The organism is Pseudodesulfovibrio profundus (assembly GCF_900217235.1).
In the GTDB taxonomy this organism is placed as follows: Bacteria; Desulfobacterota; Desulfovibrionia; order Desulfovibrionales; family Desulfovibrionaceae; genus Pseudodesulfovibrio; species Pseudodesulfovibrio profundus.
Genome location: NZ_LT907975.1, coordinates 3,222,661 through 3,241,548, shown reverse-complemented (window position 1 = coordinate 3,241,548; position 18,888 = coordinate 3,222,661). Strand labels below are relative to the sequence as shown.

At 52.3% G+C, this 18,888-nt stretch carries 17 protein-coding genes and 1 pseudogene; 12 read left to right on the top strand and 6 right to left on the bottom strand.

The window, feature by feature from the left end; genetic code table 11:
* Position 1: 1 nt before the first annotated feature.
* The 3 genes and pseudogenes from DPRO_RS15265 to DPRO_RS20805 form a co-directional block, all read right to left on the bottom strand.
* The gene (locus tag DPRO_RS15265; RefSeq protein WP_097012836.1) at positions 2–7,645 is read right to left on the bottom strand and encodes a type I polyketide synthase; all 7,644 of its coding nucleotides are present in this window, start codon (positions 7,643–7,645) and stop codon (positions 2–4) included.
* A 29-nt stretch (positions 7,646–7,674) separates the two neighbouring features.
* On the bottom strand, positions 7,675–8,328 hold the full coding sequence (gene cysC, locus DPRO_RS15260; RefSeq protein WP_097012835.1) for an adenylyl-sulfate kinase: 654 nt from the start codon (positions 8,326–8,328) through the stop codon (positions 7,675–7,677).
* A gap of 221 nt (positions 8,329–8,549) precedes the next feature.
* Positions 8,550–9,903 (bottom strand): annotated as a pseudogene (locus tag DPRO_RS20805) (transposase).
* A gap of 361 nt (positions 9,904–10,264) precedes the next feature.
* Here DPRO_RS20805 and DPRO_RS15250 point away from each other — a divergent pair.
* From DPRO_RS15250 to DPRO_RS15235, 5 genes are all read left to right on the top strand, one after another.
* Entirely contained in the window at positions 10,265–10,663 is a 399-nt protein-coding gene (locus DPRO_RS15250) for a hypothetical protein (RefSeq protein WP_097012834.1), read from the top strand.
* Between the two features lie 34 nt (positions 10,664–10,697).
* Complete coding sequence (locus tag DPRO_RS20260; protein WP_162291184.1) at positions 10,698–10,838, top strand: hypothetical protein; 141 nt, start codon at positions 10,698–10,700, stop codon at positions 10,836–10,838.
* An 18-nt stretch (positions 10,839–10,856) separates the two neighbouring features.
* Positions 10,857–11,726, top strand: a complete 870-nt coding sequence (locus DPRO_RS15245) for a hypothetical protein (RefSeq protein ID WP_097012833.1) — start codon at positions 10,857–10,859, stop codon at positions 11,724–11,726.
* On the top strand, positions 11,723–12,010 hold the full coding sequence (locus tag DPRO_RS15240) for a hypothetical protein (RefSeq protein ID WP_097012832.1): 288 nt from the start codon (positions 11,723–11,725) through the stop codon (positions 12,008–12,010). The genes DPRO_RS15245 and DPRO_RS15240 overlap by 4 nt, the downstream gene beginning before the upstream one ends.
* Positions 12,011–12,158: 148 nt before the next feature.
* Positions 12,159–12,758, top strand: a complete 600-nt coding sequence (locus DPRO_RS15235; protein ID WP_097012831.1) for a hypothetical protein — start codon at positions 12,159–12,161, stop codon at positions 12,756–12,758.
* A 96-nt stretch (positions 12,759–12,854) separates the two neighbouring features.
* Here the strand turns inward: DPRO_RS15235 and DPRO_RS20760 are convergent, their stop codons facing one another.
* The 3 genes from DPRO_RS20760 to DPRO_RS15220 all read right to left on the bottom strand — a co-directional run bounded on the left by DPRO_RS20760 (position 12,855) and on the right by DPRO_RS15220 (position 14,105).
* Positions 12,855–13,064 (bottom strand): DUF4258 domain-containing protein, encoded by a 210-nt coding sequence (locus DPRO_RS20760; RefSeq protein ID WP_097012830.1) that lies wholly within the window; start codon positions 13,062–13,064, stop codon positions 12,855–12,857.
* A 168-nt stretch (positions 13,065–13,232) separates the two neighbouring features.
* Positions 13,233–13,574, bottom strand: coding sequence for a hypothetical protein (locus DPRO_RS15225; RefSeq protein ID WP_097012829.1), 342 nt, complete (start codon positions 13,572–13,574; stop codon positions 13,233–13,235).
* A 138-nt stretch (positions 13,575–13,712) separates the two neighbouring features.
* Positions 13,713–14,105, bottom strand: a complete 393-nt coding sequence (locus DPRO_RS15220) for a hypothetical protein (RefSeq protein WP_097012828.1) — start codon at positions 14,103–14,105, stop codon at positions 13,713–13,715.
* Between the two features lie 439 nt (positions 14,106–14,544).
* Here DPRO_RS15220 and DPRO_RS15215 point away from each other — a divergent pair, with 439 nt between their 5' ends.
* From DPRO_RS15215 to DPRO_RS15185, 7 genes are all read left to right on the top strand, one after another.
* Positions 14,545–15,381: a DnaB-like helicase C-terminal domain-containing protein gene (locus DPRO_RS15215; RefSeq protein WP_097012827.1), complete on the top strand. Its 837-nt coding sequence runs from the start codon at positions 14,545–14,547 to the stop codon at positions 15,379–15,381.
* Positions 15,382–15,623: 242 nt separating this feature from the next.
* Positions 15,624–16,289, top strand: coding sequence for a hypothetical protein (locus DPRO_RS15210; protein WP_097012826.1), 666 nt, complete (start codon positions 15,624–15,626; stop codon positions 16,287–16,289).
* A gap of 44 nt (positions 16,290–16,333) precedes the next feature.
* Entirely contained in the window at positions 16,334–16,513 is a 180-nt protein-coding gene (locus DPRO_RS20255) for a hypothetical protein (RefSeq protein ID WP_097012825.1), read from the top strand.
* On the top strand, positions 16,461–16,736 hold the full coding sequence (locus DPRO_RS15200) for a hypothetical protein (RefSeq protein ID WP_157917508.1): 276 nt from the start codon (positions 16,461–16,463) through the stop codon (positions 16,734–16,736). The genes DPRO_RS20255 and DPRO_RS15200 overlap by 53 nt, the downstream gene beginning before the upstream one ends.
* Positions 16,737–16,785: 49 nt before the next feature.
* Positions 16,786–17,160 (top strand): hypothetical protein, encoded by a 375-nt coding sequence (locus DPRO_RS15195; RefSeq protein WP_097012823.1) that lies wholly within the window; start codon positions 16,786–16,788, stop codon positions 17,158–17,160.
* A 1-nt stretch (position 17,161) separates the two neighbouring features.
* Complete coding sequence (locus DPRO_RS15190) at positions 17,162–17,536, top strand: hypothetical protein (protein ID WP_097012822.1); 375 nt, start codon at positions 17,162–17,164, stop codon at positions 17,534–17,536.
* Between the two features lie 303 nt (positions 17,537–17,839).
* Positions 17,840–18,871: a DNA methyltransferase gene (locus tag DPRO_RS15185; RefSeq protein ID WP_097012821.1), complete on the top strand. Its 1,032-nt coding sequence runs from the start codon at positions 17,840–17,842 to the stop codon at positions 18,869–18,871.
* The last annotated feature ends 17 nt before the right edge of the window (positions 18,872–18,888 follow it).

Genomic DNA, 18,888 nt, shown 5'->3' with positions numbered 1-18,888 from the left:
ATCAATTTGCTCCGCCAGAAACTGCTACGTCAACTTCATCCATAATCTTGGCAACCTTATCTGAATTGGCTACGATTCCATGCTTTTCCTTCATGATTTTAGCAACCTCTGCAGCCTCATCCTCATCTCCTCCGGACAACAAGGCTTCGTATATCCGCTCGGAAAGAGCCACCAAATCCGAGTTTACATTCATGGAGAAAGAGGAAACTCGGACGCCATAACGCTCTTCAATCAAAAGGCCCAATTCCACCGCCATAAGAGAGTCCAATCCCAATTCTACGATAGAGGCTTTGGTGTCCATTTTTTCAAAAGGCATTTTAAGCATGGCGGCCACTTCGATACCAATAGCTTTCACAAGCGTATTGATCGCCTCGTCGCGCTCCATGGCAAGAATCGCTTTTGCGGAGTCGGCGCTGACTGTACTGGCTGCCTTGCTGCCGGACAACTCATCGATCCAATTGAACATCGTTGTGTCCAGATATTTGAGATCTCGCGCCCTATTCCAATCAAGATTGAAGTAGAAAAGAGTGGAGTATTGATCATCGGGCGCAAACTCCATGTAATCCAAAGCCTTGTCGGATTTCAATTCAACCACAGCCATGACTTTTTTAAGGATATTCATCACGTCAGGATTATCCGTAAGCATGCCTGTATCCGAAATAGCACCCCATCCATACGTCGTGGCAGGAAGCCCGTTTGCCCTGCGGTGCTGACACAATGCTTCGAGCGCCATATTGGCGGCCACATAGTTGGATTGGCCAGGATTGCCAAGCACTGTGGTTGCGGAGGAATACATGATGAAAAAGTCGAGATCCATCTCTCGCGTAAAGGCATGGAGGTTCCAAGCCCCTACAGCCTTTGCACGCAAAGCTATATAGATCATCTCCGGCGTCATGCTTGAAATCATGCAGTCATTCAAAACGGCAGCCGAATGAATGACTCCCTTCAAGGGCGGCATTGTTTCCAAAGCCTGGGAAAGTGCGGCTGCCATCTGGGCTTCGTCACCGACATCGGCATTGGCAAGGGCAACCGATGCCCCCGCAGCCTCCAGTTCCGCAAGCCCGGCTTTGGCCGAATCGGAAGAAGCGCCGCTGCGGCTCATGATAACGATATTCTTGGCACCGTTTCGAACAAGGCGCTTGGTTGTGGCAAGCCCCAGACCGCTCAGGCCACCCGTGACGAGGTATGTCCCTTCCATATCCACGCTACCTTTATAACGATATTTGGGCAGAGTCCGTACACCGTTATGCAATTCGTCGAAATTGACCACGAGCTTGCCTATATGTTTCCCCCTCTGCATCGCTTTGAAGGCGTTAACAGCATTGGATCGGTTGAAAACACTATGCACCAACGGCCTGAAATCGCCGCTCTCAAACAGCTCAATCAGATCCTGGAATATTTGTCTGGCCTGCTTCGGCTTGCATGCCATGAATTCATCTAAGTCAATTCCGAAGAAGGTCACATTCTTGCGCAACATGCGCATGCGGAGCGGGGAGTTGCTATAGAAGTCCCTTTTACCCAGTTCAAGGAAACGACCAAAGGGCTTCACCAGCTTGAGACTCTTGAACAACGCTTCGCCTGCCAGGGAGTTGAGTACAACATCAACACCCTCGCCATCGGTCAATTCCAACACACGGTCATAAAAACTCAGCGAGCGGGAATCCATGACATGCTTAACACCCAGCAATTTCAAGAAATCACGTTTTTCCTCGGTTCCAGACGTGGCATATATTTCAGCTCCAAGATATTTCGCAACCTGGATGGCTGCCAGCCCAACGCCACCAGCGGCACTATGAATAAGAACTTTATCTCCAGGCTGAACATTACCCAGGATTTTCAAAGAGTAATACGCTGTGGAGAAGGCCGCAGGGATTGTCGCAGCCTCTTCAAAGGTCAAAGATTCCGGCTTGGAAAACACATAGTCCGTTTTAACGCAGAGTTGAGAATCAAAACACGGGCCAGCCATGCACATGACTTCATCCCCGACCTGAAAATCCGTCACGTCATTACCGATGGCTGCTACTTCACCGGAGCATTCCAAGCCCAACACAGGGCCAGAAAGGCCATCTTCCAATGCCTCGGGCGGCAACATACCCATGGAGAACATGACGTCACGGAAGTTGAGGCCAGTAGATCGTACGCGGATCAAGACTTCATCGCTCTCCGGCATACGCTCCATTTCCTGCTTCCAGTAAAGATTATCCAGCTTCCCAGGCGTATCGAAGGTCAGGCTTATCCGCGCCAATTGCTCGGTATGCGGGTCATTTTCGAAGAGTAACCGATCCAAGGGGACCAAGCGGGGAATGAGTCTTTGCTCGCCGTTCAAAATTATTTCCGTCGCCAGGGCAGGAGACATGATCTCACCTACCAAATCGTCCAACAACTCTTCACTCGGCATATCGCAATGCAGGTCGATCATGCGCGGGGTGAGCGTCCTCACTTCATTGAGCATGACACGCGCCGCCCCCCAGGCTCCAGCCTGTGAAGGGACTGCATCCAAATTGAGGCTACCACCACCGAGAGCTCCACCACTTACAAGCCAGAAATCGGCTTCAAACTGCAACGCATCGCACGCCTTGGCGAACATCAGGAGACTGGTTGTTCTAGTTGTAAGCAAAGCCGCATAGTCTTTACCTTCGGGAGCAGTATCAAAACCCGCCAAATGAACTATCTTCAATGGCTTGCATGCTTTCTTCAGCTGCTTTAGTGCAAGCTTCCAAGCTTCGCCGTCAGCATAATCAATGCCTTCCGGGCAAGAATCCTCCGCACCTCCTGTGGCAACAGGCAGGCTGAACACCTCTTCGCCTGCATCTTCAAGGCGCCCAACAATCCCTTTCCGGGTCATTTCGGCAGGTTGAGTGGGTGCAACATCTTCCACGATCACCCACAAGGGGCGGTCTTCGGGGTCGACTTCCACGGCTTCACAGACATTGGAAGACAAAGGATTCCTCGCGAGCACAATGTAACTTTCAGGATGCTCAACACCTTTCTCAGTGAAGGTGCAGACATCATCAAAACCAGCTTCCTCAAACAGATCTTCCCATACGTTCTCCGGGACGAGGCGGGACACAGGCTCTGTGACTGACGGCGAATGCTTCCACCAATCACTATCAATGCCCAAGAATATATCAATGAGCGGATCCGGATTCCTCTCGACTGTGAGAAAAATACCGTTTTCAGCCAGGAGCTGTTTGCAGTTCTGAAGGGCGCTCCCAACATGGTCCAGCTCATGAAGCACATGACTGGCTATAATAACATCGTAACAACCGAGTTCCATTTCGTCAGGCAGCTCTTCCTCAATGTCTAGGCATTGGTAAGTTACATGACGTAAATCAGGATTGGAGGCCTTAATCTGCTCCAACACATCATTATCTTTATCGGTACAGCAATACTTCAATTGCTCGCTCGATATGGCCTCAAGCAATGCTTTGAACGCCCCACCGTCACCAGTTCCCACCTCAAGTATGCGTAGAGGTCTACCCTTGGGCAGTTGGGACCGGAGTTGTTCGACGATTATGGCGATATGAGAATTCTGAAACCGCGCCGATGGGCTCTGTGTATAAAAAGCTTCCAACAATCCACCAGGCTCATTCGATAAAATATCCTCCACAGAGCGTTTGCCACGCAAAACATTGACAAGGTGCATGCCTAGACGTCCCAGAACAACCAGCTCAGGCAAATAGGCAGGATTATCACCAGCAATGGAACGCCATACAGACTCAGCGGAAGGCAAGTCTGTCGTAAGATCCAGGGACCAGCGCCCGTCCTGGTAAGTCGCTAAATCATAGCTTTCCATAAACTTCAACAGATAAACGACATAGGGCAGCATGTCCTCGCCAACTGCCCCGAGAGCCTGCACGTCATCAATGGAAAAGCACACTCCCGATGGCACTGCCCCTTTCAAAAGGGAGTGGAGATGCGACAAGATCGCCGCCATGCACAACGGCCGAAGCTCACCGTAATAAATATCACGCTGAAATTCCTGAGCCAGATCATCCAAGTCCCTCGAAACCTGAGACGCCAATTCCTTGCAAGAAGCAAAGGGAGGACTACCAACCTTTTTAGGGTGATCAATAGGCAAGTAATCCACAAAAAAGGCCCTTTGACTTTTCGTGGCAGCATCCCTTCCCCGCATCCTGATGAAACGACACTCCTGCAAACAACCAAGAACCTCTCCTACGTCGTTCAAAAGCTCAAAAGAGGCTATGGCGGAGTGACTTGTTAAGCGCTCCAGGTTCGCCACAGCGTATTTTATTATACCGGGCCTGATCAAAGAAACTCGCCCAAACCAACCAGGCAAAAATGCGTCACTGAGCACTTCTCCGGCTGCGACGGGAATCAACGCCAGCAAGGAATGGAATGCGCCATCCAAAAGGCATGGGTCGAACACGATGGATTCAGACTCCATCCGCGTTTCACCATCCAGTTCCACCACAGCTTTAGTGTCACTGATCCAGGCACCAACGACGGGACGGAACTGCGGCCCAAATCTCAAACCTGTGGTGACGGCCTCAGAATAAATCATTCCCATGTCCACCGGCTCTCCAAAAGAGTCGATATTGCTCAGGTCCAAAACAGCGTTTGAGACACCAGAATCTACCTTCAGCGCCAAACGTCCCATTGCATTGAGAGTCCATTGTTCCGAACTCAACAAAGGCTTGCTTTCAAGACGAAATGAGCCGTCTCCAGGAGACATGGAAAACCTCACGTCCATGGCAGGAGATGTAGCTAACGGCAGTGGGCGCACTAGCGCCATGTCAACGACTTCCTGTTCAACCTGATCGAAAACCTCTGTCCCTGCTGCAAGCGCCATCTCGATCATGGCTGCTCCAGGAAGGATGACATCCCCAAATATTTCATGATCAGCCAAATAGGGATGCATCACAGTGTCCAGGGAGTTTTCCCACACGTGCAAATCACCGTCCTTCCTGAATCCCAACAGAGGGTGGCTGGATGTCTTTTTCAAAAGTCCCAAAGACTTCGCAGAGCTCTTCATGCTGACATCGACTTTGTCCCATCGATAGCCGGGCAAGGAGGTTGTCACTGAATCCAGGGAAAAGTGTTTTGTGAAATCCACCGAAGCGCCATTGACAAATGCCGACTTCCAGGCTTTCGAGAATTCGTCTGCGCCATCCTTATTTCGACGCATCGTAGGCAGGACGCTCCCAGTTTTCCCGGCATCCTTCAGAGTTCCAGTTATGAAGCGCCCAAGCACGCTATTGGGGCCGATCTCCAAAAAGACATTCGCTCCCATCTCCAAAGCGCACACGGTCGCTTCATGAAACCGCACTTGATCCCTGATGTTATGCCACCAGTAATCCACGCCGAGAGTTGTCCCTTTGGCTTCCTTACCAGACACCGTAGAAATGAAGGGGATGGTCGTGTCTGATGGCTTCAATCCGGCAAGCCGCTGTTTCAACTCATCTTCAACAGGGTCCATGAAATGGCTGTGGAAGGGGTAATCAAGTTGGAGCATACGGAATACCCCACCCTGCTTTTTAACGCTCTCCATCACTTCCAACAAAGAGTCTTCATCACCAGACAGTGTTAGGAACAGGGGGCTGTTGTGTGCGGCAATCTCAACATCACCACGCGCCACTGGGGGGAGTGGCATGGCGTCTTCCAAGGAAAACTTTGCAACAGCCATCCGGCCATAGCCCTTGATTTGAGCCTGCATGAGGCTCCTGTGGTATATGACGTCGCAAACCTGTTTCAAGTCCAGAGCGCCAGCAACATAAGCAGCGGTGACTTCACCGACACTATGTCCGTAGACCATGTCTGGAACAATGCCGACAGACTCCAAGACGTTAACCAAACCGATCTGGTAAGCCAGCAGCATCGGCTGAGACACTTCCGTCAAATGGACGTCCTGATCTTTTTCCATTTGAAAGCGCTCGGACAGGGACCAACCAAGCATCGGAGAAAGGACTTTGTCCATCTCATCAACAGTCTCTCGGAACACACTGTTTTCCTGGTAAAAAGCGTACCCCATGCCGTCCCATTGCGCACCGTTGCCTGAAAACGCAAAAGCGACCTTGTTCATTCCTTCGCCACTCTGACCAGAAATAAGAGACGCATGTTTTTCACCCGACGCATACGATTCCAAAGCTTCGGCCACCTCTTGGACACTTGCCCCGGTAATGACAAGCTTCTGCTCCATCAGCTCCCGGTGAGAAACAATCCCTGCGGCCAAACTCGCATAAGAAAAATCATCACCTTCAGCAATTTGCCTTCCCAACTCTCCAGCCATCTCCTGCAAGCTTGCTGCGCTGCGAGCAGACAGAAACAAGGGCGGTAATTCATTGACCGCAGTTGTCACTGCTGGCTCAAAGGACTTTACTTCAGGAATGTATTCTTCCAAGAGAGCGTGGGCGTTGGTTCCTCCAAACCCAAATGAGTTGACGCCAATGCGGGCCGGGCCATCCACCTCCGGAAGCGGGACAGCATCTTTTACAGGTTCAATATTCAGGCCTTCAAAATCAATCGTATCAAGCGGCTGCTTCAAATGAATATTCGGCGGAATTACCTTATTCTTCAAAATAAGGATGCTTTTGAGCATACCAGCAACACCGGAAGCTGGCTCCAAATGGCCTATGGAACTCTTGATGGAACCGACAAGCAGCGGGGTATCTTTTGGCCTCTTGGCACCTAGTACAGCACCGACCGACCCGACTTCAGCGGGGTCGCCAGCCGCAGTCCCGGTACCATGCGCCTCGAAGTAGGAGAGAGAATTGGGGTCAAAACCCTCTTCCCCGTAGACTTCGACAAGCAACCTCTTTTGCCCCTCCATATTGGGAAATGACATGCCAGGCCAAGTCATGCCGTCAGAGTTACTTCCTGCGGCAATGATCACAGCATGGATAACGTTTCCATCTCGCTCAGCGTCTTCCAGGCGTTTGAGGAGATAAATTACACCGCCTTCAGAACGAACGTATCCATTCCCTTCTTGGTCAAAAACCTTACAGCGGCCATGCTCGGCCAGCATCTGAGCCTTTGAAAAACCTACGTACGGGAACGGACTGTAGAGGCTGTTCACCCCGCCAGCGACGGCATACTCTCCACCATCTTGAGCCAAAAATTTGCATGCCTCATGAACTGCGACCAAAGACGAAGAGCAGGCAGTGTCCAGTGTCAGACTCGGGCCTTGCAGATCATAGTAGAAGGACAGTCTGTTTGACACGATGCTCAAAGAGTTCCCCGTCATGGAAAACGGCCCCATAACCCATGGGTCATCGGAACACGACAAAGCCGCATCCATTGAACTGGCCCCCATGTAAACACTAGTATTGGTGCCCGATATGGCCGAGGGCTTAAGGTTGGCATTTTCAAACATCTCCCATGTCAACTCAAGAGACAAGCGCTGCTGCGGGTCCATTGACTGTGCTTCACGCTCCGAGATTCCAAAGAAATTACAATCGAAGTAATCAATGTCGTCTATAACACCTGCAGAAAAGGTTATACTTTTCCCTGGCGCAGATCGGAGACCGTGGAGAAAACGATTTTGATCCCAGCGATGGGCAGGGATCTCCGTTACTGCGTCAACTCCATTGATAAGCACATCCCACAAGTCTTCGCTCGAACGCACTCCACCGGGAAGCCTTACCCCAACGCCTATGATTGCAATTTTCTGTTTTATCGATGCCATTTTATTTGAATATTTATTAATATATTAAGTTAAACAACCCGGGCCATATCTGCGCCCAAGGCCTTCTTGTTTTCTTTCTCAAGCTCATCTGAAGCAATTTTGGATTTAATAAATGCAACTACGCACTGTACGGAATCCTCTACTGAATGCCCTGCGGTTTCCACGGTTAAATCAGGGTTGTCGGGAGCTTCGTAGGGAGCTGAAACACCCGTATAATTCTTAATCTTCCCTTGCCGGGCCATTTTGTAATACCCCTTGACATCGCGCTGTTCACACTCGTCAACCGGACATGAAATAAACACTTCATAATAATCGCCAGGCCCGATAATAGCCTGAACACGCTCCCGATCAGCTTTAAGTGGAGAAATAAAGGCGCATAAGCAAATTGTTCCATTTTCTACGAACAACTTGGCGACCTCAGCTATGCGGCGAGTATTCTCGGCCCTTGCCTCGTCAGAAAAGCTTAAATCACCGCACAAACCATGCCGGACATTGTCTCCATCGAAGACCTTTGCACGCATGCCAAGATTAAACAACTCTTTCTCAACGCCATGCGCAATCGTGGACTTTCCCGCACCAGAGAGTCCTGTAAGCCAGAACACGGCAGATTTATGGCTGTTTAAGCACTCCCAGTCAGTCCTTGAAATCACTCCCGAGTGCCGACAAATATTCTTACTTTTCACTTTTTTCCTCCGTCGGGCAGCGACAGTCTATCTTTTCTCCTATACTGTCAAGCAGTTAAAAAAATCGACATCACAAATCACCCCTGACACCACCCTGTGCAACTCTTCTTTACAATCCCTGTTCATACTCTGTCCACACACCCCTAACATTGGGGGTGGCCCAATTTTTCACGGGCAGGTCGACACAAACGAGGTTAACTGGCCGTTGAAAAAAACCGATTTCAGCCAGCGACCCTGCTGACGACGGCAAAAGGCAGCCACTCCTCTGACCGGTCTTCATAAGCGGCGAAAACCAGCCATATCCAGCAATTTTCTGCTCCAAATCCGACGAATACGAAGTTCCAGGCGTCGGCAGCACCCTTCAGGGTGCCATATCCAGTCAATTCCCGCATGAGCAGGCCGAGGTTGAAGCCTGCGATATGCATCAGATAGTGCTTCTGCACATTCTCCTGACCTCGTAGCCAAGTCTTGCGCATGCCGCCCCGATCTAGGGTGTGCTGAAAACTCCGTTCGGCGAGTTCCGTCCGAAGCTTCGCAGCCTCTGTCCCCTTGCTGGAGCCCAGCCGTATCCGGTTGTTGTACACCGCCCGCCGGGCCTCGTGGTCTCCATGCCACCAGTTCAGTCCCTTGCGTTTCGGCTCGGCGATCCGCGACTTCCACGGGCTGCCGTCCAGCTCCTTGAGCACCGCTCAGGAGTGATATCCCTTGTCCGCGACAAGCTCGGCCGGATCGTCCGGACATGCCCCATGCCGACCCGCGAGAGGTTTGCCCCGGCCGCCTTCAGCGTCTTGCCCAGGGTATTGGTGTCGCCCTCGTCAGCGGGATGAATCTCCGCAGCCACGACAGCGCCGGAGTCCAGGTCCACAGCATGCTCCGGCTTGTACGCCAGGCGGGTGCGGCCGTCCTTCATGCGGGCGATCTTGGCATCTGGATCGGAGGACGACTCCCAGTCCTTGTTGGACAGTTTCTTGCCCTTGCGCTTGCGGTCCATGCGCGACAGATCTTCATTCGTGGGCGTTTCCATGCCGCTGTCCTTGGCCAGGCCGTGGAGCATCTGTCGGTATCCCTCACCCGTGCCCTTGCGCACGATGGTCTTCATCGCGGCGTTCGCCTCCATGGTCGAGGCGTCCACTCCGATTCGGTCGCCCCGCACAAGCCCGGCCTCGGCAAGGACCCCCAGCACCCAGACGAAAACATCTTGGTGCAACTCAAGAGAAAGGCGGGAACGAATGTGGCTTAAGCTGGAATGGTCGGGAACGGCCTCCTCGATGTCCAATTGCAGAAACTCCCGCAGGGAAAGCGAGTCGGCGCACCGCCATTCGATGCCGCGCTCGGAGTCGATGCCCTCGAAATAGCCGACCATGTGCATCCTGAAATACCGGCCCGGAGGGATCGACGGCCCCCCTTGCGGGAAGCGTAGAAGGGAGCGCACAGCTCTTCAACATGCCGGTCGAAACCGACCTTCGACAGCTCGGGCTGAAGCCGGTCATAAAAAGCGTGACCAGGCGAGCGGGGAACCTTGTCCCACGACACGAACATCTTTCCCAGCCGATTCCCCTGCTTGCCGAGCGCCATCCAGTCCTCCTGTGCTTCAGGGGATTGTCATGAATTTGCGAGAGTTTTTCAACAGTCAGTTAACTCATCACCCAGAAGCAAGAATAAGTCCCTTTTGCAAAATATCCATTTCGAACCACGCGCAGTGAATAATTTTGATCTTTTGAAGGGCCCCTCCCTCCTCAGGTAAAGAGTGACTTATCTTATTCTTTACCCTACCACACCTTACACACGTATCTCGCAACCTATTGAATCAACTGAAAAGAGTTTATCTCTTTTTAATCGTGAACTTTTTCCATTGACGTCCCGACGTTTCGCGCTATGCTTTTGGGTTACGGACCAATTTTGGTCCAGCGCAACCACAGCACCATGGGGGCTGGCAATGACTTCGAAATGCACACTGTTACGCCGAGCGGATGTTCGGCTTGATCCAGACAAACTGCAACGGTTCGTAACGTCCTGTGTCACGCAGGGGGACTGTCTTGCTGACGTATTCTTAACCACGCGCATCTACCTCGAAATGGATGGGCAAATCACGCTCGAGTTCCTGCCTGACGGCGGCGGATTTCACTTCGTTACATTTGAACATGATGAATGGTCTCCAGCCGAAACCGCCTCCAGGGATGCCCTTCGTCTGTTCAGGCAATTCCGCCCCGCTCCTACGAAGGCCGAAGTGTACGACCTGTTCACAGGCCAGCGGATAGACCCCAACAAAAAGGAAGAACGATTTGGCGAAAAGCTCCGACAAAAAATCGAAGAACTCGAGCAGAACGCCTTTTGACAGCGGTCGGCTCCATCCGGTGACACGGCACATCGTGCTGCTGCTCGACGATCTCGGCATCCGCAACTTTGTGACGATCAAAGACGACACGACGACCGTCACCTTCCAGCTAGATGAAGACGTGGACTTAGACAGCTTCGTTGAGGTCCAGCCACCCAGCAAAGCGATACAATAAGAAAAAAGGGAGAAGAACATGCGAACAGGGAAATCTAAACGCCAAGGCGCACTGGAAAACGGCGAAATCAACACGGATGATGCTTTCCAAATGGAAATCTATTGCTCGTTCCCGGAGCTGTTTGACGCGTCGGAGAAACTGGCCGAACAGATAAACGGGGACATGGGGTTTCTCAAGATAGCAACGCCGGGGATGCCTATGTACCAATGGGCAATGCGGGTCAACGCTCTCAAAGACAAGTACATGATCCCCGGACAGATTCGGCAACGGCATTTGTACTGGGATGGATTGGACATCAGAGACTTGATGCGAAACATCCGGGTGCTGGAAGCATACGGAACGATCGACACCCACAATCTGCCAGGATACGAGGTCGACCACCCTGCCGTGTTGACTGCCGATGCCTCCGGCCAGTGCCTTCTCAATGACACGGTGCATGGAATGCAGATCGCAAAATACACCGGTCGCATCGCATCCATTATCGACATCGAGCACCACGAGGTACTGGCCCAAAGACGGCGGACCTACCGCATGCTGACCCCGGCCACGATTGCAAGGTCCGGCTACGAGCTGCATGGAATCGAAAATATGCCGGAAAGGACAGAGGTGATGAGGCGTATCCCAAACGATGGCCCTGCGGTTCTTCGAGCGCGATGCATTTACTGCGGGACAGCCGTCAAAGTCCGTGGGGAGACGTGTGACGGAAGACCTCGGTATGAAATTGACACATCACCGACATGCCCTCATCTCAAACTGTGCATCAAAGAGTACCCTGACGGCAACGGGGGCCGTTTCCACTGCCTCCATGTCCGGCACCATCAGACCCCTCCGGCGTTTCGTTTTCTTCGCAAAGCCGAAGCCGCAAAACGTGGCAGAAATAATAAATGAATAAGCCTTCGCACAAGCTCACTGAGCGAAATGACCTCGTCGCCTTGATCCCGGACAATGAAATCCTAAACATTGATGTCAACTGCCCTCATTGCGGTTGGCGGACGATCATTCACTGCGCCAGGACTAAGGATAACCAGGTAGCTGTGGTCGGTGAGGGGCTCTGCGGACATGCCCGTGAATGGCTTGTGACGGCAGGTGGGCAGCATTCGCTTCACCTCGAATTCATCGAGGATTGCGGATACGCTAACATCCACACTCTACCACCCGTGGACCAAGATTGATCCACCCTATGAACGGCCCCTCGCGGGCCGTTCTTTATACGATCTCAACCCGTTCCCTTTGCCCATCGAAAAAGATCGATAATTTGCGGAAGGCACTTGCGCGTGAAAATGCCCACGCGATATCTTGGGAAGAAAAAGGAGAATATCCATGAAGTTGACACAATTTCTTTCCGAACCGAAAAACAATGGCCCGATGCAACGGGTTAAAGCCTGCCTTTCGCTCACATCAGGACATGACACCCAACCCCAATCATGGCCTGGTCAGGTCAAGAAGACCAAAATGTGGACCGGAAAAATGGACGGCATACTTCGGGTGGGATCGCATGGGATGGTGTTCAGCAGCCGATACGAAAAACTGGATCTTGATGAAGCCCCGCCTTTCACGGTTCCCAGGACAGCTGAAAACGAGTTACCCGTGAACACCATGGTCTGTGCAGGTATGAAGGTGACCTTTTCAAACAAGATGACCTTCTGCATCCAGGCTGCAGGCATCGTATGGCCGACCACCGCCCCCGTGGCCGTCACTGATGACCGTTTTGGCGTTCGGGCGATGATCGAATTGCACGGCATCCAACTTCTGCCCAGCCGCGACATGGTCGAGGTGTCGATCTTACGGTTTTACCAAGACCAATTCGGTCGGGATGAATTGCCTGGTCTCATTTCCAGGATGAAGTGCTGCCAGCAAGATTTCAAGGACCATGGCGAAGGTCACATCAGGGAAAGAGTGGACTTGGTGGCAACCGAATAGCCCAGAAAAAGACTCCCCCCCTTCAACAAGCAATGGCCCCCTAATGCAGGGGGCCAATTTTTTGTGTGACATGATCCACGTCGGGTGGTGTTCCAGCTATCGTGGATGTCTGCTTGAATGGCCTTCGTAGACTGTAAGAACCTTAACACCTTTGCCTGCCTGTTGTGTGACAACAGTAAACCCCAGAAGATGATGCCGTTCGGCATCATTGTATCCTGGGGTTTTCTCCCCGCTGACAATGCAAGCGAGGGTGGTCGTGGGCGTAATGCCCCGCTGGTGCATGCGCATCCTTGCATGCTTCGTCATTTCAACACGAATAAGTACCTCCCATGGTTACCGACTGGTTTCAGTCCATTTCTTCAACCATACCACCCGGCGAAATCGAATCGCCACTTTTTGAGGCAAAAAAGAGCACGAAATGAAAAAAGAAAACAGCGGCCTTGAAGCCGCTGTTTCTCGTCACCGATTCAAACGTCATTTAACAGGAATCTCATCCCATCCCTGGATATGGAAAAGCACCCGGATCTTCCCCGGCCAGAAGCTTTCCATTCCGCCCGCATCCACCAATTCCATCAGCATTTCGCAGAATTCCGCCACAGTCATGTAGATGTCCTCGACGTACTCCGAGGTGATTTCCATGTCCGTTCCGCCCGCCGCCGCATAGTATCTGGCGTGATCTTCGATCTGGATTCCATCCTCAATGAGGCTCACCGGCCCACCCGGAATCGAGGCTGCAAAAAAAACCCGTGCCAGCTCATGTTGAGTAGGGTTTTCGACCAGCCTGCCGATTCTTTCGTACTTCTCGATAGTCGTCATTTTCTTCCTAATTTCTTGCGTTTATAAGCTTTTTTAATTATCCTTTTATTTCCTTTAATTTCCTTTTACTTCTTCTTCGCCCGCAAGGGCGGATCCTTTGCCGCCCCGCTAGGGGCGGCTGATCCTTTCTGGCCGGACTCAATCATCCCACATCGAAGTGGACGACATACTGTCCATGGATGAGGAATCGTCCCAGTCGAAAGAGTTGTCTTCCATGTCGGAATTGTCATGGTGGATATTTTGAATCAAGTATGACTTGGCGGGATCGGTGATGTCGTTGAAAAGCTCGGCAGACCCTTCCTCTTTCCGGCGACCATTCGTGATGGTCCGGCAGCTTTCCCCACCACCGAAGAACACGGCAATGCCAATCAGAAAAGCGAAGTAGGCCGCCGGGAAAATCATCAAAATCGTTTCCATTTTTTGCTCCTTGGTTTTCCCTTTAATCCGAATTGCATTATCGCGCGGTTCCGCGAGAGAGCCCAGCATTCTCTTCAGTTTTTTGGACTCCTTATCTTTTTTCTCCTTTTTCATCTTTTGGGGATGGGAAGGAGCAAGCCGGATCGTCCGACTGCGGGGCAGCAATGGTTGGGAGCGGTATTTTCGGCGTAGGGAAAGATTGTCGTGCGTTGTGCGCCAACGACTTTCGGTTTATCGGATTCGACTTGTTCGAAGGTTGTTCAGACAGTTCCTGACAATCTTTTGGATCCTTTACTTATAGATCCTGCCATTGCCTTAAAAGATCCCTGAATCTTCCGATTTGAAAATAGCGTTTTTTCGCAAAAAACGACCATTTCCCTGAAACAGATGTCGTTTTCAAAGGCGACACCGATTCCGTCTTTTCGATTGATTCTCGTCAAAAAACGGTGTTTCCCCACCGGATTCGGCCTTCCTGGGTACCCTTTGGGACGTTCCCTACCCGGGTCTTGAGGCGGAGTGGACAAACCCGTCCTGTCAGAGCACGATCCTTTGCATGAGAAGAAAAACACACACGCACATCCGCGACATCGTCCCAGATGTGCTCGGCAAGTTCTACAATGGCGAACCGGTCACCGATGCGGCCGATTGGGTCATGACAGGTATTCCGGCCCTTGACCGCAAGATTGGCGGGTTCCGTAAAGGGGACTTGATCACGATCGCCGGTCGACCGAGCACAGGTAAAACGACGGTAGCAGCCAACATCATTGCTGGAACATCTGCGCTAGCAGCCAACCCGGTGGCTTCGGCAACCTTCTCTATGGAAGAAAGCGCCGACTATTTCACCGTGAGAATTCTGTCAGCAATATCCGGTACGGACCTGAAGAATGTTGCTGAAGATGAGTTGACCGATGCTGATCGCAGTTACCTGCGCCAAGCGGGCGACCGGCTATCTCGTACTCCGACCATCATCGATGACACCCCGGGATTATCCCTGCTGGAGTTGGCGGAACGCTGCAGCCAGATCGTAGCCGGTATGCCGACGCTCGGCATTATCCTCGTCGATTACGTCCAGCTTCTGCGTTCAGGCGAAGAACAGAAGGCCCCTGCCGACGAGGTCAGCAAGGCGGCCACCGGCCTGAAAAGGCTGGCCGAGAATCTGGATGTTCCGGTCGTCGCCTTGTCTCAACTGTCTAGGAAGGTCGAGGAGCGTGCGGACCGCCGCCCAATCCTGTCAGATTTGAATCCCACCCTTGCTGAAGAAAGTGACATGGTTTTGTTCCTGTCCCGCAACGCAACCTCCAGCAGATATACCTGCGCCCCGCTACTGAGCGGATTGGTAATCACGGCAGCCAAACATCCGAGCGACTGGTCCGGTCGCATCAAGTTGTGATTCGACAATAAATGCACAGAAATCGGCACACGCGTCCCAAAGCCCTACCCCTTTTGCCCCGCCTCCTGGGTGGCTTCTTCTTCCCCCTCTGTCTTGAAATCACTCCAACAGACCTTGATTATTCATCTTTCTCTAAGTCCACAGAAGGCCCTTGACACAGGCAATGTCGTTGTGATTAGATCACAATACCGAAAGCAACGAAGAAGAACGTCGCGACCCCCCAATATGCAGGAGAATGAAAAATGGAAAACAACAACGAGAACATCAACAACATGTCGCGTGATTTTGAGCCGGAGTCGGCGACAGACTTTTTCGTCCACGACAGGCTAGAGAATCGCGCCGAGCCTGAATCTGTCCGACTCCAGATCGATTGGCGTGACGGCAGCATTGACGTCGTCACTATCGCTCAGCACCAGATGAATTCCTGGTCGTCAGAAGAGTGGCATGGGCTCGTTGGCGTGTACCAAGTCAACTACGATGCAGATGCATTCGCCCTGGCCGAATGGGTTGATGAGAACATGGGGATGTTGAGCCGCATCCACGCCTGTTTTGACGAGCACTGGGACGGCAGCAACTTCGTCGGTGAATTTGATTTTGACAACGACGAGGAGGCTGGCGATTTTCTCGAGCACGAGCTGCAACTCTACGGCATCATGGTGGAATCGCACGGGGTGGCGATGGTCGATGCTGGCGACTATTTTTGCGAGAGTTTCTGGATTCAGGACGGCATGCTGCACACTGACCTACGCGACACCCCATACAGTTTGTCCGAGTTGGGCGACGAAGGTGAGTACATTCTGGAAGCGCTGATGGATAACGACAAATCTGATGAAAGCCAGATGGCTGTTTGTACCCTCGATTACGCCAAGGAACTTATGTACGACCTGCGTAACGCTTGCGCCGAATAACTCCCCACTGATGAGCGGCCAGTCTGCCGCCAAAGGAAAGATAAATGGAAGAAGTCAGACATAACTGCGGGCACATCATGAAGTACAGGTTGTACGGTCCCACTCACAGCGTACAGCGCCAGATCAAGCACCGGGAAGGCTTCCCGTGCAAGAAGTGCCAGAAGGCCAAGGATGATGCCTTGTTCGCCGAGCAATGCAAAGCTGCCGCTATACAAAACGGCTGAATGGAGGCTGCCGACACTGGCCGGTACGTCCGCTCAGGTGGCCTATGCGGAGGCTATCCGGCATCGCGCCGCACTGGAGACCACCCGCTGCGTCCCGCAGGGCAGAGAACAGGCAGTTCTGGATGTCCTGTCCCTGGCCACGGAAGCCAAGTGGTGGATCGACAACAAGGAAACCAACTACTCCGAGTGGGTCAACATCATCCGGGCCAAGTTCGGCGCATAAAGCGACCAGCCGTTGGACGGCCCTGTCCACAACATGTAAAGAGACCGGCATGCCAGACACAATCGTATCACTTAAAAAGAAGACCATTAAGGTGGGCTTGGCTCTGTGCGAACGCTCGCGTAACACCCTGAACCGCTGGGCTGAGAACGGGATCCAGAAGCCCACCGCCCTCTATTCGAGCATCCGGTTAACGTACCACAATCCCAATCACTGTACACTGGACATTCCTCGAGACAAATGCGTCTCGGTCCAGTTTGTTATGCCAGTCAAAATTCGGAAATATCTCAACAAACTGGCGAAAGACTGGGGCCGAAGCCGATCCGAAGCCGCAGACATTTGCATTTTCAACGCCGAAAATATGGTCCGGTACGGAACCGAAGTCCCTCTGTCCACTATCATGCCGCTCACCCCCCCGGAGGACTAACATGGGTATCACACGGATCAACATCGCATCTTGGTTCGCCCTTTTTGTAAGCCTACTTTCGGTTTTCGCCATCCGACTCGGCGTCGGCCATGGCAGCTCCATCTGGTACGCCGTCAGCCCGACCCTGCTAACCCTGCCGATGTTCGCCTGGTCGCTGGCAGGGCACTGGGACTGCCCCAGGCGGATGCCCATGTTTCTTGCTCTTGTCAGCATCTGCGGAACATTCATGGCCGCCTTGACCACCATGATCTCCCTCAATGCCGGAGATGCCGCCCCTGTCATGTTTGGCGTTTGCATGTGCATCGGGTCCAGGGTGCTGACCGGCTACATGGTCGATTCCCCCATGTTGACCCATAATTTCGATCAACTCGACTAGTCCCACCGGAATGCCTTTCCTCGTTGCGGGATGAGCCCTTACCTTGCAATTTGCCGTTGCACCGTCGTCGTCTGGGAAACTCCATATCGATTCAGTAAAACTTGACATACTGACTTGCCAATCAAATTCTGCTTGACAAAAAAGTCAAAACAGACTAAGGGTTATAAAAATTCGCATTGACTACCCATTGAACCACCGCACCATTGTGGTGCACTTCCATTAACCGTCTACACAGTCAATGTCGTTGGGCTACGACATTAAACCAGCCCCACGGTAGGCACTGACTTCCGCAAGGAGGACAGCATGTCGACTAATGTCTCGCTCACCAAAGAGCATCCCATCGAAAAATCGGCCAAAGAATTCACCTACACCCATCCCAAGCTGGGCGTAACGTGCAGATTCATCAATGGCGATTCGTTCGAATTCCTGAGAAACTGCCCGCCGGGCAGCTACGATGTCGTCTTCACTGACATCCCTTACAACGTGCTCATCGGATATAAAGGTGCCGAGTTCGACGAAGATCCCTTCGACGTTGAAGAGCTCGTCAAACTGGCGGCAAAAGCCCTGAAGCACAACGGTATCTTCATCACGTTTTGCGCATCGACCCAACTTGAGCGCCTGGAAACTATCCTGGCGCAATACTTCGACGGCGGTGTCCGTGATGGAGTTTGGATCAAGACCAACCCCGACCCGAAAAGGATCGGATTGACCAATGCCAAGGAAAACATCGTTATTGCCTGGCGCAAGGGATCGACGCTCCATGTTCGAGCCAACCACTGGAATGCGGTCATCTCCCCTATCTGCTCAGGCAACGAACCCCTCAAGGAATTCGATCCGGTGGAAGGGAAGATGGTGAAAGTTCATGGCACTCAGAAACCGATCGAGATGCTTGTCCGATGGATCAATCGACTTGTTTCCGAAGAAGCTCATGTCCTTGATCTCTGCGCCGGAACCGGTGCCATCGGTCGCGCATGCTATCATTCCGGCCGCCACTACACCGGCATCGAACTGAACCGGCACTTCTTCGAGCAGAGCGTTGAAGCCTTTGGGGACAAGAAGTACATGGAACTTTGTCGGAAAAGGGCAAAAAAGGCTGAAATGAAGCATGGCGACATCATGCTCAAGGCCATCCGTCGTATCCTGATCAACAACAAGGACATCTCGGAAAAGGCTGCCACCGATGAGGGCTGGGAAGAAGCTCAGGGCCTGTTCAAGAAATTGTCTGGATACAAGTTCCTCATGCATTCCGGGAAAACCGACATCGCAAACCTGTGGGCGCTCATCGCCATGGCACTCGTGTTCGGTATCATCGCTATCCTCATGCTCAAGCCCTAGCCCAACGCCCTGCGTTA

Coding starts and splice junctions, on each gene's coding strand:
- DPRO_RS15200 (WP_157917508.1), top strand. CDS start 16,461: ATGATGCCTTGTTCGCCGAGCAATGCAAAGCTGCCGCTATACAAAACG.
- DPRO_RS20760 (WP_097012830.1), bottom strand. CDS start 13,064: ATGACGAAGCATGCAAGGATGCGCATGCACCAGCGGGGCATTACGCCC.
- DPRO_RS15195 (WP_097012823.1), top strand. CDS start 16,786: ATGCCAGACACAATCGTATCACTTAAAAAGAAGACCATTAAGGTGGGC.
- DPRO_RS15185 (WP_097012821.1), top strand. CDS start 17,840: ATGTCGACTAATGTCTCGCTCACCAAAGAGCATCCCATCGAAAAATCG.
- DPRO_RS15235 (WP_097012831.1), top strand. CDS start 12,159: ATGAAGTTGACACAATTTCTTTCCGAACCGAAAAACAATGGCCCGATG.
- DPRO_RS15250 (WP_097012834.1), top strand. CDS start 10,265: ATGACTTCGAAATGCACACTGTTACGCCGAGCGGATGTTCGGCTTGAT.
- DPRO_RS20255 (WP_097012825.1), top strand. CDS start 16,334: ATGGAAGAAGTCAGACATAACTGCGGGCACATCATGAAGTACAGGTTG.
- DPRO_RS15265 (WP_097012836.1), bottom strand. CDS start 7,645: ATGGCATCGATAAAACAGAAAATTGCAATCATAGGCGTTGGGGTAAGG.
- DPRO_RS15240 (WP_097012832.1), top strand. CDS start 11,723: ATGAATAAGCCTTCGCACAAGCTCACTGAGCGAAATGACCTCGTCGCC.
- DPRO_RS15210 (WP_097012826.1), top strand. CDS start 15,624: ATGGAAAACAACAACGAGAACATCAACAACATGTCGCGTGATTTTGAG.
- DPRO_RS15220 (WP_097012828.1), bottom strand. CDS start 14,105: ATGAAAAAGGAGAAAAAAGATAAGGAGTCCAAAAAACTGAAGAGAATG.
- DPRO_RS15225 (WP_097012829.1), bottom strand. CDS start 13,574: ATGACGACTATCGAGAAGTACGAAAGAATCGGCAGGCTGGTCGAAAAC.
- DPRO_RS15190 (WP_097012822.1), top strand. CDS start 17,162: ATGGGTATCACACGGATCAACATCGCATCTTGGTTCGCCCTTTTTGTA.
- DPRO_RS15215 (WP_097012827.1), top strand. CDS start 14,545: ATGAGAAGAAAAACACACACGCACATCCGCGACATCGTCCCAGATGTG.
- DPRO_RS15245 (WP_097012833.1), top strand. CDS start 10,857: ATGCGAACAGGGAAATCTAAACGCCAAGGCGCACTGGAAAACGGCGAA.